Annotated in this window: 12 protein-coding genes and 1 pseudogene; 9 read left to right on the plus strand and 4 right to left on the minus strand. The window is 66.9% G+C overall.

The genetic code is table 11. The features are described from left to right. Nucleotides 1-704: 704 nt before the first annotated feature. From CXY78_RS08800 to CXY78_RS20735, 3 genes are read right to left on the minus strand one after another with little or no spacing between them, the layout of a single operon-like run. Nucleotides 705-1,031, minus strand: coding sequence for a hypothetical protein (locus CXY78_RS08800; protein ID WP_092340321.1), 327 nt, complete (start codon nt 1,029-1,031; stop codon nt 705-707). Nucleotides 1,032-1,040: 9 nt separating this feature from the next. Beyond that, nucleotides 1,041-1,223, minus strand: a complete 183-nt coding sequence (locus tag CXY78_RS08805) for a hypothetical protein (protein ID WP_104089009.1) — start codon at nt 1,221-1,223, stop codon at nt 1,041-1,043. Beyond that, complete coding sequence (locus CXY78_RS20735; protein ID WP_140425680.1) at nt 1,220-1,636, minus strand: hypothetical protein; 417 nt, start codon at nt 1,634-1,636, stop codon at nt 1,220-1,222. The genes CXY78_RS08805 and CXY78_RS20735 overlap by 4 nt, the downstream gene beginning before the upstream one ends. A gap of 14 nt (nt 1,637-1,650) precedes the next feature. On the opposite strand from CXY78_RS20735, the gene CXY78_RS08810 reads away from it, so the two are divergent. The 4 genes from CXY78_RS08810 (at nt 1,651) to CXY78_RS08825 (ending at nt 8,063) form a co-directional block, all read left to right on the plus strand. Continuing rightward, nucleotides 1,651-4,446, plus strand: coding sequence for a DNA polymerase III subunit gamma and tau (locus tag CXY78_RS08810; protein ID WP_104089200.1), 2,796 nt, complete (start codon nt 1,651-1,653; stop codon nt 4,444-4,446). A gap of 3 nt (nt 4,447-4,449) precedes the next feature. After that, nucleotides 4,450-5,049 (plus strand): recombination mediator RecR, encoded by a 600-nt coding sequence (gene recR / locus CXY78_RS08815; protein ID WP_092340318.1) that lies wholly within the window; start codon nt 4,450-4,452, stop codon nt 5,047-5,049. A gap of 311 nt (nt 5,050-5,360) precedes the next feature. Further along, a complete protein-coding gene (locus CXY78_RS08820) occupies nt 5,361-6,638 on the plus strand; it encodes an aspartate kinase (protein ID WP_092340317.1) in 1,278 nt (425 codons plus the stop codon). 357 nt (nt 6,639-6,995) lie between these two features. Beyond that, nucleotides 6,996-8,063, plus strand: a complete 1,068-nt coding sequence (locus CXY78_RS08825) for an aspartate-semialdehyde dehydrogenase (protein ID WP_104089011.1) — start codon at nt 6,996-6,998, stop codon at nt 8,061-8,063. 268 nt (nt 8,064-8,331) lie between these two features. Here the strand turns inward: CXY78_RS08825 and CXY78_RS22105 are convergent. Next, nucleotides 8,332-8,445, minus strand: a pseudogene (locus CXY78_RS22105) (helix-turn-helix domain-containing protein); the annotation flags it as partial. Nucleotides 8,446-8,761: 316 nt separating this feature from the next. Between CXY78_RS22105 and CXY78_RS08835 the strand changes: the two are divergent. Genes CXY78_RS08835 through CXY78_RS08855 form a run of 5 tightly spaced genes read left to right on the plus strand, consistent with a single transcriptional unit; the run spans nt 8,762 to nt 14,210 of the window. After that, nucleotides 8,762-10,726, plus strand: coding sequence for a glycosyltransferase family 2 protein (locus CXY78_RS08835; RefSeq protein WP_233206136.1), 1,965 nt, complete (start codon nt 8,762-8,764; stop codon nt 10,724-10,726). Continuing rightward, nucleotides 10,726-11,058, plus strand: a complete 333-nt coding sequence (locus tag CXY78_RS08840) for an STAS domain-containing protein (RefSeq protein ID WP_092340310.1) — start codon at nt 10,726-10,728, stop codon at nt 11,056-11,058. Before CXY78_RS08835 ends, CXY78_RS08840 begins: the two co-directional genes overlap by 1 nt. A gap of 1 nt (nt 11,059) precedes the next feature. Continuing rightward, the gene (locus CXY78_RS08845; RefSeq protein WP_158252862.1) at nt 11,060-11,500 is read left to right on the plus strand and encodes an ATP-binding protein; all 441 of its coding nucleotides are present in this window, start codon (nt 11,060-11,062) and stop codon (nt 11,498-11,500) included. Beyond that, entirely contained in the window at nt 11,497-12,687 is a 1,191-nt protein-coding gene (locus CXY78_RS08850; RefSeq protein WP_092340308.1) for a PP2C family protein-serine/threonine phosphatase, read from the plus strand. Before CXY78_RS08845 ends, CXY78_RS08850 begins: the two co-directional genes overlap by 4 nt. Before the next feature lie 44 nt (nt 12,688-12,731). Then, nucleotides 12,732-14,210, plus strand: a complete 1,479-nt coding sequence (locus CXY78_RS08855) for a malate:quinone oxidoreductase (protein ID WP_104089016.1) — start codon at nt 12,732-12,734, stop codon at nt 14,208-14,210. Nucleotides 14,211-14,285 lie beyond the last annotated feature (75 nt).

Genomic DNA, 14,285 nt, shown 5'->3' on the forward strand with positions numbered 1-14,285 from the left:
GAAGGCGCGACTCCAATGGATCGATGCGCCGGGGGCCAATCGTCGCTGGTGGTGGTGCGGGCGCAAGCGGAGATGCAGTCCTGGCCGCGCGATTCCGCTCCAGATGCCGAGCTGCGACAGGCGAGTCAGACAATCGACCCGCCCGCCAACTTGCAGTGCGGTGAGAGTCGGCGCGTCGAGGTGCGCGCAGGAAAATACGCCGTGGGCAACGTGCCTGATCAGCCCGGAGTCCACTGCAGATTTCACTGATCGTCGGCTGGCCCCGATACCCGCCAGTTGCTGTGACGTGGCGACGTGCCCCAAGTGGCACAAAACAGTGACAAGGTCGTGGCTCATGACTGCATAGTGCGACGAATGACGCTGTGCTCGGCGAGGTGCGCGCAAGTTGTGGATTGCCACCAGAATTCGGTGACTGGGGAGGAGAGGCCGGCCCCGTATGCTTCAGCAGCGGTTCAGAAGTGCGGAGAAGACGCCCTCCTTGGGTCGCTTGTGGCCTAACTGGGCTGGGATCGCCGAGAATCTCCGCAGACCTGCACTGGGGCCGGTCGGCACGCGATAGATGCGGGAGATGGCGGCGACCGGCAGGCTCCAACGTGTTCTACTCTCGGGCCCGTTCAGTACTGCGGAGATTTTCCATGGCGGCGGCCAGTTTCGTTACGTTTTGGGCCAGCGCGGCCGAATCTCCGCAGTTGTAAGCGGGAACCTCAGCGGTAATGGGTCAGGCGTTCACGATCGTGCAGGTTCCGGCGCCGACCAGCAGCGGGAACGTGGCGTGCGCGCTCGAGATGAGCGAGCCCGCTCGAGTGGGCCGCAGCGACCCCGACGTCGCCCGCCCCGCCGAGCAGTCCGCCGAGCAGCGCACCCTCGAAGGTCGACGTGAACGTTCCCGATACCGGCTCAGACGTGCTCACCCCGCTGCCGAGCGAGACCTCTATGAGCCCGCCGAACCCGGTGTTCGATTTGTAGTAGCGGGCATTGGCCGCCGCGTATCCGGTGGTCGGATAGTGCCAGGTCAGCACGATCCGCGGCACGAGGCTGAGCTACACGAGCACGCTCGCCGCCGTGCAGGTGTCGATCACCGGTGCTGGCACCACGATTGCTGTCACAGCGGATGCGACGAATTCAGAATCCGTAAACGTCGCGTCGGTCCACCTCGAGTCGGCGGGAACGAGCGCGGCGGCGAGAAGCGCCGCAACCGCGAGGACGAGCTGCCGGGCGATCATTGCACTGGCCGGCCGCTCGGATGGTTTGACGAGCCCCCGGGAGCGGACGCGGCCGAGGCCTCCGTCGCGGCAGTGGAGGGATCCGGAGCTAACCCCGGGGGAGTGGGGGAGGCTCCAGCGGCGTCGGAGTCGGCGGCCCGGACGCCAACCGGAACGGCATCAGACGATCGATCACGATCGTCATCCCGGTCGGTGTCTTCCCGTTCTCTGCGGGGCCAGAACGTCCAGGTCACGAGCACCGCAGCCCCGATCGCGAGCACGGCGAGCACCCCGGGTTGCGCCACCATAAGCGCGGTCAGCCCGGCCGGTGTTAGCGTCGTGGATGTCGCCGTCGTCGGTTCAACGCGCCGCGGCATCCGCTTCACGATTGTCGCAGCGGATGCCGCGGCGGGGGCGAGTGTCGGTTGCGGCAAGTACCATTGAGATCGTGGTTACCGCCCTGTATCGCCGCTACCGGCCAGAGACCTTTGCCGAGATGATCGGCCAGTCCCAAGTGACTGATCCGCTGATGACGGCGCTTCGCACCAACCGGGTGAACCACGCCTATCTGTTCAGCGGCCCCCGCGGCTGTGGCAAGACCACATCGGCGCGCATCCTGGCCCGCTGTCTCAACTGTGCTGAGGGCCCGACGGACACCCCGTGCGGTGTCTGTCCTAGCTGTGTCGAGCTCGCCCGAGACGGCGGCGGTTCGCTCGACGTCGTCGAAATCGACGCGGCGAGTCACAACGGTGTCGACGATGCCCGCGACATTCGCGAGCGCGCCATCTTCGCGCCCGCCCGCGACCGCTACAAGATCTTCATCCTCGACGAGGCCCACATGGTCACCCCGCAGGGTTTCAACGCGCTGCTCAAGATTGTCGAAGAGCCGCCGGAACACGTGAAGTTCATCTTCGCGACCACCGAACCCGAAAAGGTGATCGGAACCATCCGCTCGCGTACCCATCACTATCCGTTCCGGCTGGTGCCTCCGGGGCCGATGCTCGAGTACGTGCAGCAGATGTGCGACACCGAGAAGATGGTCGTCGCGCCCGGCGTGCTGCCGCTCGTGGTGCGCGCCGGCGGCGGCTCGCCGCGCGACACCCTGTCGCTGCTCGACCAACTCATGGCCGGGTCTGATGGCCAGTCCATTGAATACGATCGCGCCGTGGCGCTGCTCGGCTACACGAGTGCATCGCTGCTCGACGAGGCCGTCGAGGCCATCGGTGCCCGTGATTCCGCTGCAGCCTTCGACGCGGTCGACCGGGTCATCCAGACCGGGCAAGATCCGCGCCGCTTCGTCGAAGATCTGCTCGAGCGCATGCGCGACCTCATCATCGTCGCGGCCACAAGCGTCGCGGGGTCCGCGGCCGTGCTGCGCGGCGTGCCGCAAGACGAGCTGGAACGCATGACCGTGCAGGCCGCGGCCTTCGGGTCGGCCGAACTCTCGCGCACCGCCGACATTCTCAACGCGGCGCTCACCGAGATGAGCGGGGCCACCTCGCCGCGCCTGCATCTTGAGCTCATGATCGCGCGGTCCCTGATTCCCGCGACCGACGACTCAACTCGCGGCGCCCTCGCGAGGGTCGAGCGCCTGGAGCGTCGTATCGGCGTCGACGGCGTGGCGGCTGTGCCCGCTGTGGCTGCCGTTGCTGGTGCTCCTGCTGCCCGCGAGTCCGCCCCCCATCCGGTGGTCGAGCCTGTCGAGACCGCCATCCCGGGAACGCAGGCTGCCAGCTCCGCCGCTGCCGGTGTCGCTGCCGCTGCCGGTGTCGCTGCTGCTGCCGGTGTCGCTGCCGCTGCCGGTGGCGCCGCTGCTACCCGCGAGTCCGCCGCCAATGCGTCGGTCGAGCCGGTCGAGACCGCCATTCCGGGAACGCAGGCTGCGGCGGGAACGCGAGCACCGTTGGCAGCGGACGCGCCCTCCGCGCCCAAACCGCCCATCGTCCCCAGTGCCCCGGTCTCCCTGCAACAGCTCAAGGGCGCCTGGCCCGAGATTCTCGAAGCGGTCAAGAACGAGAAGACCACCGCGTGGCTTGTCGTCTACACCGCCCACGTACTCAGCCTGAACGGCGACGTACTCGCCCTGTCGTTCCCGAGTCACGCCGATGTCGAGAGCTTCAAGCAGCAAAAGGTCCCCGGAATGGGAACGAGCGACTTCTTGCGCACCGCGATCGTCGCTGTGCTCGGCCTGCGGGTCAAGTTCATCGCGCGCGTCGACGCTGGGCGCGAGACTTCCTCGCCGAGCGCGGCGTCCGGTGCCGCACCCGCAGCCGCAGCGGAGCCTGCGCCAGCAGGCCCGGCACCCGAATCGCCCTCGGCAGCAGCGCATGCTGTCGGCTCGGCCGTCCCGAATCTCGAGGCAGCGGATTCGCCGGCGTCCCCGACAAGCGCGCCGTCTGCGACTGCTGCGACTGCTGCGACTGAGAACACTGCGACCGCGCCGTCTGCCCAGAAACCCGACGTAACTCCCCGCACTATGTCTGCCCCTCCCGCTGCGCCGCGCGAGCCAGCCTCGCCGGCCGCTGAAGGCGCGTCGCCCGTCGCTGCATCCACCAGCGGATGGGCGACCGTAGCCATCCCCGGCTCACCGAACGGCCCGGCACTGCCCGCTCTCGACGACGACGCAACGGATGCCCCGGCTCCCGAAACCGCTGCACCGCCAGCAGCTCAGGCCCCCGAATCGTCATCGCCAGTGTCGGCACAGTCGGTTGGGACTGCGGGTTCATCCGCGGGCGTGGCGTCAGACGAACCCTGGGCCGCGACTGCTTTCGTATCGACGTCCTACGACGAGCCGCCGTACGATGACGTACCGCCGCCGTTCGACGACGACGTTCCGCCCGAGATGGACGCCCCCGCCGACGAGCGCGTGCCGAATTACGAGGCGCACGCCGAGGCATCCGCTGTGCCCGTAAGCGCTGTTCCCACGAACGCCCAGCAGAGTCGACAGCCCCAGGGCGCGCCCCAGCGGAAGTCAGGCCCGCAGACCGCAGGTCACGAGACCGCTGTCCAGCAGAATGCCGGTCGCTCCAGCCTCGGTCAACCCAACCTCGGTGAGAGCGCACAAGCCCCCCGCCAGCACCCGAACGCGTCCGGCCAGCGCGGCTCCACGAAGGACCCGTCGCGGGCGCCGTCCTTCGCTGAGAAGCAGCGCTACGGCGAGGCCGTCGTGCGCGAGATTCTCGGTGCCACCTTCATCGAAGAACAGCCGCACTCCGCGGCGCCCCGAACCAGAAACGACCACTAAACCATGTATGAAGGCATCGTCCAAGAACTGATCGACGAGCTCGGCCAGCTTCCTGGTATCGGCCCGAAGTCGGCGCAGCGCATCGCGTTTCACATCCTGCAGACCGAGAAATTCGACGTAACCCGGCTCGCCAACGTGCTGCTCGAGGTGCGCGACAAAGTGCGGTTCTGCGACATCTGCGGCAACGTCTCCGAGCAGCCTACCTGCCTGATCTGCCGGGATCCTCGCCGGGATCCCACGTCGATCTGCGTCGTCGAAGAGGCCAAGGACGTCGTTGCGATCGAGCGCACCCGCGAGTTCAAGGGCCTCTATCACGTGCTGGGCGGGGCCATCAGCCCGATCGACGGCGTCGGACCCGACGACCTGCGCATCCGCCAGCTGATGCAGCGCCTCGCCGACAACACCGTTCAGGAGGTCATCATCGCGACCGACCCGAACCTCGAGGGAGAGGCCACCGCCACCTATCTCTCCCGCCTGCTCACCACCCTGGAGATCAAGGTCACCCGTCTGGCCTCCGGCCTGCCCGTGGGCGGCGACCTCGAGTACGCCGACGAGGTCACGCTCGGCCGCGCCTTTGAGGGCCGCCGCGAGGTCACTCACTAGCCCGGTCGCCTCCGCTGCGCCTAGCGCACCCCTCGTTCTTGTGGACGGGGCCCGGGCCCCGTCCCTGGGCCCAGTTTATAGACTGGGCCCCGGGCCATAAGGTGGGCCCAGCGAGCGGATGCCGCCTCCGCACACCGACCCCCGCACACCGACCCCCGCACACCCCCACCCGGCCCCGCACACCCCACCCACCGCCGCACCCCCTCTGCCGCGCAACGTCACATGGCACCGGCCCGCCAGCACCAGCATTTAGGATGGGAACTTGGACGCGGCCCGCACAACAAGCCGCACACCCCCATCTCAGGAGTCCCATGGCGTTGATCGTGCAGAAGTTCGGCGGATCATCCGTCGCCGACGCCGAAAGCATCAAGCGGGTCGCCAAGCGCATCGTCGACACCCGCAAGGCCGGCAACGAGGTCGTCGTCGCCGTCTCGGCGATGGGCGACAGCACCGACGAACTGCTTGACCTCGCCCACCAGGTCACGCCGCTTCCCGCCCCGCGCGAGCTCGACATGCTGCTCACCGCTGGCGAACGCATCTCGATGGCGCTGCTCGCGATGGCCATCAAGAGCCTCGGCTACGACGCCCGCTCCTTCACCGGCAGCCAGGCCGGCATGATCACGGATGCCCGCCACGGCTCCGCGCGCATCGTCGACGTCACGCCCGGCCGCATCCGCTCGGCCCTCGACGAGGGCGCCGTCGCCATCGTCGCTGGCTTCCAAGGCTTCAATCGCGATACCAAGGACATCACGACTCTCGGCCGCGGCGGTTCGGACACCACCGCCGTCGCCCTCGCCGCGGCCCTCGGCGCCGACATCTGCGAAATCTACACGGATGTCGATGGCGTCTTCACCGCGGATCCGCGGGTCGTTCCCCATGCCCGCAAACTCGAGCGCGTCACCAGCGAGGAGATGCTCGAACTCGCCGCTGCCGGAGCCAAAGTTCTATACATTCGCGCTGTGGAATATGCCCGCCGGCACGGCGTCACCCTGCACGTGCGCTCCTCGTTCAACAACAACACCGGCACCATCGTGTACAACGCCGCGACCGCGCGAGAAAATGGAGTAATTGTGGAAGAGCCAATCATCGCCGGAATCGCCGCTGACCTGAGCGAAGCCAAGGTCACCGTGGTCGGTGTGCCCGACATTCCCGGTAAGGCCGCGCTCATCTTCAAGATTGTCGCGCGCACCAACGCCAACGTCGACATGATCGTGCAGAACGTGTCGGCCGCCGCCACCGGGCTCACCGACATCTCGTTCACCCTGCCCAAGTCGGAGGGCCAGCAGGTGCTCACCGCGCTGACCAACGAGAAAGAGCTCATCGGCTTCAAGAGCCTGCAGTACGACGACCAGATCGCCAAGCTCGCCCTGGTCGGCGGAGGTATGCGCACCAATACCGGCGTCTCGGCGAAGCTGTTCGAGGCGCTCTACGAGGCCGGGATCAACATCGAGATGATTTCGACCAGTGAGATTCGCATCTCGGTCGTCACCCGCGCCGACACCATCAACGAGGCCCTCCGCGTGGTACACACCGCGTTCGGGCTCGACGGTGAGATCGAAGCCGTCGTGCACGGTGGCTCCGGCCGCTAGTCCCGCCGAGGTGTGAGTTTTGACCCGGTCTAGGCCCCAAATGGCCTAAAAACTCACACGTCGCCAAACGGATACCCCGCCTCACCGTCATAACTCCTGCAAATTGTCCCGTTGGTTGTCAACTTCCGCGTAATTACGCGGGTCCACTTTCTCGGGTTTAGAAATTGCGAGAGTTAGGCCGGGTGGCAGGGGGAGGAACTCCCGTTTTGACAGAATGAAGCCCATCACCCCGACTCTCGGGGGCTAAATCAGAAAATCGACCACCGGCATCCGCTCCGGGGGCCGAAATGCCAGCAAGCAGTCCGAATTTCCTGAATTAGCCACGGGAGACAGCCCCACAGACGTTAGGAACCACACGTGACCAGCTCAGCCAACACCCCCGGCATCAATATCGGCGTCGTCGGCGCCACCGGACAGGTCGGCGCCGTGGTGCGTCGTCTGCTGGAGGAGCGCGACTTTCCGGTGAAGAGCATCCGCTTTTTCGCGTCAGCACGCTCGGCCGGCACCAGCCTCACCTTCAAGGGTGAGCAGATCACGGTCGAAGACGCCTCGGTTGCCGACCCGACCGGGCTCGACGTGGCCATCTTCTCGGCCGGCGCCACGCTCTCCAAAGCGCAGGCGCCCCGGTTTGCCGCGGCCGGTGTGCTCGTCGTCGACAACTCGAGCGGCTGGCGCATGGACCCCGACGTTCCCCTCGTCGTCAGCGAGGTCAACCCCGAAGCCATCAAGCAGGCCGTCAAGGGCATCATCGCCAACCCGAACTGCACCACCATGGCCGCCATGCCCGTGCTCAAGGTTTTGCACGACGAAGCCGGCCTCAAGCGCCTCATTGTGAGCACCTACCAGGCCGTGTCCGGCAGTGGCCTGGCCGGAGCGTTCGAACTGGCCAGCCAGGTGCGGGTTGCCGCGCAGGATGAGAACCTGTTCCAGCTCGTGCACGACGGAAGTGCCGTCACCCTGCCCGAGCCCACCATCTACGCCCGGCCGATCGCGTTCGACGTGATTCCGCTGGCCGGCAGCATCGTCGACGACGGTCAGTTCGAAACCGACGAAGAGAAGAAGCTGCGGAACGAGAGCCGCAAGATCCTCGGACTGCCCGAACTGCTGGTTTCCGGAACCTGCGTGCGCGTGCCCGTCTTTACCGGCCACTCGCTCTCGATCAATGTGGAGTTCGCCAAGCCGATCAGCGTCGCCCGCGCCGAGGAACTGTTGAAGGTGGCCCCCGGCGTCGAACTCACCGACATCCCCACGCCGCTGCAGGCCGCCGGCCAGGACGCCAGCTTCGTCGGTCGCATCCGTCAAGACGAAGGCGTACCGGATGGCCGTGGCCTCGCCCTCTTCATCAGCAACGACAACCTGCGCAAGGGTGCAGCCCTGAACGCCGTGCAGATCGCCGAACTCATCGCCGCCGCACGAGCCGCCTAGCCCGTTCCGAACTGCCCTGCCGCGCGCCTGTGCTTGCCTCGCCCGGGCCCGGAAAGTGGGCCCGTGATAGAAGCTGGGCCAGCTTTCGCAAGTTGGGCCCGGCAGCTCCGGCCGGCCCTGGTGGCGCACGGGGCCCGGGCCCCGTCCCTGGGCCCAGTTTATAAACTGGGCCCGGGGTCGCAAGGTGGGCCCGGAGGCCTTCAGCGAGTGAGAACTTCAGCGCGCGGCACGGCACCGGACGCCGAGTTCCCGTCTAATTCCGGGGCCGCTACTCCTGGGCTGCCAGGCGGTAGCCAACGCCGCGCACGGTTTCCAACCAGCTTGGGGTCATGCTGCTGTCACCGAGTTTGCGGCGCAGGTTGCCCATGCTCACGTCGAGGGTGGTGACGATCGGGTCGTAGGCGCGCACCGCGGCGATGCCGTCGAGGCCGTTGCTCGTGGCGATGGTCTCGACCCCGGCCTGGGTGAGCACGGCCTCGAGCCGGTTGCGAATGTCGGCGTCATCCTCGATGATGACGGCCACGCGCCGCTCGTCGTTGTCAGAAACCATACCTTTCATAGCCCCCACCACGAGCGCGCCTTTAGCGCAGTCCGAATTACGGCACAATGCCCACTTCGGGAATCGGTGCGGAGTCGCATGCGGGTTTATTCTGGTGTCAGAATCCGCCTGTCTCAGCGGCCTGGGATCAGGGAGCAATGTGGGGAAACCGGTTCGCCCCGCCCGATCCGCGGCGCATCTACTGCTCGTGCGCGTGGCCGTGCTGGTCACCGTCGCCCTCGGCGCGAACTATATTCTGTGGCGCTGGTTCTTCTCGCTCAACTGGGACGCCTGGTGGATCGCCGTGGCCCTCGTGCTCGCCGAAACCTACAGCCTGATCGACGTCGCCCTGTTCGGCCTCACCATGTGGCGGGCGCGCGAGCGCGAGCTTCCCACCGCGCCGGCCGCCGACCTCACCGTCGACGTGTTCATCACGACCTATAACGAGCCCGTCGAGATGGTGCGGCGCACCGCGCTGGCGGCGCGCGGCATCCGCTACCCGCATTCCACGTTCATCCTCGACGACGGCAACCGCCCCGAGATGCGCGAGGCAGCCGACCAGCTCGGCGTGGGCTACATCACCCGCGGAGCCGACTGGCAGAATCGCCCGCTGCACGCCAAAGCCGGCAACCTCAATAACGCGCTCATGAGCACCGCGGGCGAGTTCCTACTCATTCTCGATGCCGACCAGGTTCCGCTGCCGCAGATACTCGACCACACTCTCGGCTACTTCGCCGACCCGAAGATCGCTCTGGTACAGACGCCGCAGGTGTTCGAGAACGTCGGCGCCGGCGATCCGCTCGGCAGCCAGGCTCCGTTGTTCTACGGACCGATCCAGCAGGGCAAAGACGGCTGGAACGCCGCGTTCTTCTGCGGCTCCAATGCCCTCCTGCGCCGCGAAGCGCTCATGCAGCTCGGCATCACCCGCTACGTGCTCGAAATGGAGCGCGCCGTCACCCGCGCCCTCACCGGCGCCGCCCGGGTGCTCGCCCGGGCCGGCCGGGTCAACGACGCGCAGGACCCGTTCGTCCAGGCCGCCCTGCACGAGGTGGGCGCGGCCATCAGCGACACGCGCGCCGCGATCGCCGCCGGCGAGACCATCGGGCCTGCCACCTACACGCTGCAGAATCGCATCACGGCGGTGTCGCGCGACCTGGTGGCCGTTGACCTGCACCTACTCACCCTCGACCTGGCCGTCATCGCCGAACTGCAGCTCGAAACGGATGCCGCCAGCGCCATTCCCGCACACAGCCTCGAGCTACTCGCCGCCCGCGACCTGTCCCCGCTCGGAGCCCTCGAATCGGTGCAGGTGCTGCTGCGGTCGATCGACGTGGACCGCGCCGACGAGGCCCAGCCGCTCATGCCGCTCGCCACGATCAGCGTCACCGAGGACATGGCTACGAGCATGCGCCTGCACGGCCTCGGCTTCAGCACCGTCTATCATCACGAAACCCTCGCCATTGGACTCGCTCCCGAAGACCTCGGCACCATGCTCACCCAGCGGTTGCGCTGGGCCCAGGGCACGATGCAGGTCATGATGCGCGAGAACCCGCTGGTGCAGCGCGGCCTCACCCTGCCGCAGCGACTGATGTACTTCTCGACCATGTGGAGCTATCTCAGCGGCTACGCCGCGCTGGTTTACTTCGCCGCCCCCGCCGTCTTTCTCTGCTTCGGCATTCTGCCGGTCAATACGACGGCCCTCGAATTCTTTCTGCGCTTTCTGCCGTTCATGATCGCCAACCAGCTGTTGTTCATCCTGTCCAGCCACGGAATCTCGACCTGGCGGGGCCAGCAGTACAGCCTCGCCCTGTTCCCGGTCTGGATCAAAGCCACCACGACCGCCGTCGCCAACGTGGTCTTCCACCGGCCGCTCGGCTTCGCGGTCACCCCGAAAACCCGGCAGGAGGGCGCTGCGCCCTGGCACCTGATCCGGCCGCAGATCATCGTCGCCATCGTGCTCGTCGTCGCCACCATCATCGGCGTGACCCGGCTGGCGCTCGGCGTCGGCGAACCCATCGGCACGTTCGTGAACCTCGCCTGGGTCGTGTTCGACCTCGTCATTCTCAGCGTGCTGGTACCCGCCGCCCGCTATCAAGGCTTTACCCCGAAGGAGACAAGCCGCTAATGCAATTCACGGTCACCGACCAGGGCGACGGCATCGCCGTCGTGCACATCATGGGACGTTTGAATATGGTCACCGCACCGCGCCTGCGGGAGGTGGTGGCAGCATCCGTCGCCGCCGGCCAGAATCGGGTGGCTGTCGACCTGAGCGACGTCGATTTCATCGACTCCTCGGGCCTCGGCGCTCTCATCGGCGGCCTCAAGGTCACCCGGCAGGCCGGCGGCGACCTGCGCATCGCCGCGCCGAACGAGCAGGTGCGCCTGGTGTTGCAGCTGACCAACATGGAACGCGTCCTCACCGCGTATCCCGCCGCGAGCAGCGCGTTCCATGGTTAGCGTGAGCGCGCACACCCTCACGCTGGTCTCACCGCCCGACGACGTGGACACCGTGCACGCCCTGCTCGAAACGGTCTGGGCGGATGCCGCGCACGTCTCCCCGAGAGACCGTTTCAGTTTCGAGACGGCCCTGATCGAACTCGCCTCGAACGTCCTGTGCCACGGCAACACCGGCAGCGGTGTGACCTGCGCACTGCGGCTCGAGGTGAGCGCTGTCTCGATCGACGCGCGGCTGAGCGATACCGGGGGGACGGTAGTGGAGCTGCTCGCGGCGTCCGCCGACCCCGCATCAGACGGTGCGGTGGACAGCCGTGAGATGCCCGATGCGCTGAGCGAATCGGGCCGGGGAATCGCGCTCATCCAGGCCCTCGTCGACGAGCTCGAATACACCCGCGACGGCGACGTGAACCGCTGGCACATCGTGCGAACGCTGCGGTCATGACTGCGTCGGCTATTTTCCAGCACACCGAACTCACCCGCCAGCGCGCGCTCGACGACCTGCATATCCTCGACACCGCGCCGGAGGAACGCTTCGACCGCATCACCCGGCTGGTCAAAGAGCTCTTCCATGTGCAGATCGCCATCATCTCGCTCATCGACCACGACCGGCAGTGGAACAAGTCCAGCGCTGGCATCGAGCCCGATCAGCCCCTCGAGTATCCGCGGTCCAGTGCCTTCTGCGATTCCACCATCGACGCCTGCGGCACGTTGATCGTGCCCGATGCCCGGCTGGACCCGCGGTTTCGCGACAATATCTATGTGACCGGGGAACCGGGCATCCGCTTTTATGCCGGTCATGTTCTCGAAGCGCAAGGCGGCGAACGCATCGGCGCCCTATGCGTGTTCGATACCGTGCCGCGCGAGTTCTCGGCGCTCGAGCAGAATCTGCTCCGCGACCTGGCGTTCTGGGTGCAGAACGAGCTGAACGCCTCGCAGGAACTCGACCAGGCAGCCGCGGTACAGCACGGCCTGCTGCCCAAGAAACTCGTGAGCCTGCCGGGGTTCGAGGTGGCCGGGGCCTGTTCGCCGTCGCGCGCCGTCGGCGGCGACTTCTACGACTGGTATCCGGTGGGGGAGGGCGCGGCCTTCACCCTCGCTGACGTCATGGGCAAGGGGGTGGGTGCGGCGATCATCGCGGCGACCGTGCGGGCAGTGCTGCGAGCCGGATCTCGTCTCGATGGTGTGGCCGAGGTCGCGCGTATCGCGGCGGCGACGCTCGACCCAGACCTCGACGAGGCGGGCAGTTTCGTGACGCTGTTCCACGCCCGACTCGACATGGACACCGGTGTCGTGAGCTACGTCGATGCCGGCCACGGCCTCACCCTGGTCGTGCACGCCGACGGCACGACCGAGCGGCTCACGTCGCTGCGGCTGCCGCTCGGCGCCGGCGACGACTCGCCCTGGCAGGAGCAGACTGTCGTGCTCGCGCCGGGCAGCACGCTGGTGTCGGTGAGCGACGGTGTGCTCGACCTGTTTGACGGCACGCTCGCCTCCCTCGACGCGGTCGACCGGCTGGTGCGTGGGGCGCCGACTGCCCAGAACGCTGTGGATTCGCTGATGCTGCGGGCCGGGCTCAGCGCCCCCGACGATGTCACGGTCATCGTCATTCGGCGCGCGGGCGAGCGGTGAGTGCGCGGTCAGGCGGATCCGCTCGCAGCGATACACTCGACAGTGTGAATTCTCAGGGAACCGTTGACGTAGTCCTCATTGGTGGCGGCATCATGAGTGCCACCCTCGGCACGCTCCTGAAGGAGCTGCAGCCCGACTGGCGCATCGAGGTGTACGAGCGCCTCGGCGAGCTGGCCCAAGAGAGCTCGAACCCGTGGAACAACGCCGGCACCGGCCACGCCGGGCTATGCGAACTCAACTACATGCCGCAGGCTGCGGACGGTTCGGTCACCGCCGACAAGGCCGTCGTTATCAACGAGCAGTTCCAGATCAGCCGCCAGCTGTGGGCGCACCTGGTTTCGATCGGCGCCCTGCCCGAGCCAGAGAAGTTCATCAACTCCACCCCGCACATGACCTTCGTGCACGGCAAAGCCAACGTGGAATACCTGCGTAAGCGCCACGCCGTGCTCGCTCCCGAGCCGTTGTTCGCCGGCATGGAATTCAGCGATGACACCGCCACCATCGGCACCTGGACTCCGCTGCTCACCCGCAAGCGCCCCGCCGGCCAGAAGATCGCCGCCACCCGCATCACGAGCGGCACCGACGTCGACTTCGGCGCCCTCACCCGGCTCATGTTCGAGAACCTCGAACAGCAGGGCGTCACGATGCACATGAACGAGCAGGTCGTGGGCCTGGGGCACAAAGCGGATGGCACGTGGAACCTTAAATTGCTGCGCCAGGTCGGGCAGACCCGCAGTACCATCAACGCCCGCTTCGTGTTCGTCGGAGCCGGTGGCGGCGCACTCGCTCTGCTACAGCAGAGCGGGATTCCCGAGATCAAGGGCTTCGGTGGTTTTCCGATCAGTGGCCAGTTCCTGCGCACCACCAACCCGAAGCTCGTCGCTCAGCACCAGGCCAAGGTCTACGGCAAGGCGGCCAAGGGCGCCCCGCCCATGTCGGTTCCGCACCTCGACACCCGCGTCGTCGACGGCGAAATGTCGCTTTTGTTCGGCCCGTACGCCGGGTTCAGCCCCAAGTTCTTGAAGACGAGCACCTGGTTCGACCTGCCGTTCTCCATTCGCACGCACAACCTCGGCCCGATGCTAGCCGTCGCGAAGAACAACTTCGACCTGATGAAATACCTGATCGGCGAGGTTTTCGCGTCGCGGAACGCCAAGATCAAGGCCCTGCGCGAGTTCATTCCCGCCGCGGATTCGAAGGACTGGGAGCTCATCACGGCCGGCCAGCGCGTTCAGGTCATGAAGAAGGACCCCAAGCTCGGGGGAGTGCTGCAGTTCGGCACCGAGGTCATCACCTCGAGCGACGGCTCGATCGCCGGCCTGCTCGGCGCCTCGCCGGGAGCCTCGACGGCCGCGCCGATCATGGTGGACCTGCTGGCGCGCTGCTTCCCCGACCGCATCGAGGGCTGGAAGCCGCGGATCCGCCAGATGATCCCCAGCTACGGCACCCGCCTCTCCGACGACCCCGCTGCTGCTGCCGCGTCCCTCGCCGCGACCGCCGAGGTCTTGAACCTCACGAACTAGTCCCAGCTCGCCTCGCTCTCGCGGAAGGAAGATTGGAGCCGGGCGGGGATCGCGTAGGAGGGCGCTGTCAACCCC

It is taken from the genome of Cryobacterium sp. N19 (genome assembly GCF_002929595.1).
GTDB lineage: Bacteria > Actinomycetota > Actinomycetes > Actinomycetales > Microbacteriaceae > Cryobacterium > Cryobacterium flavum.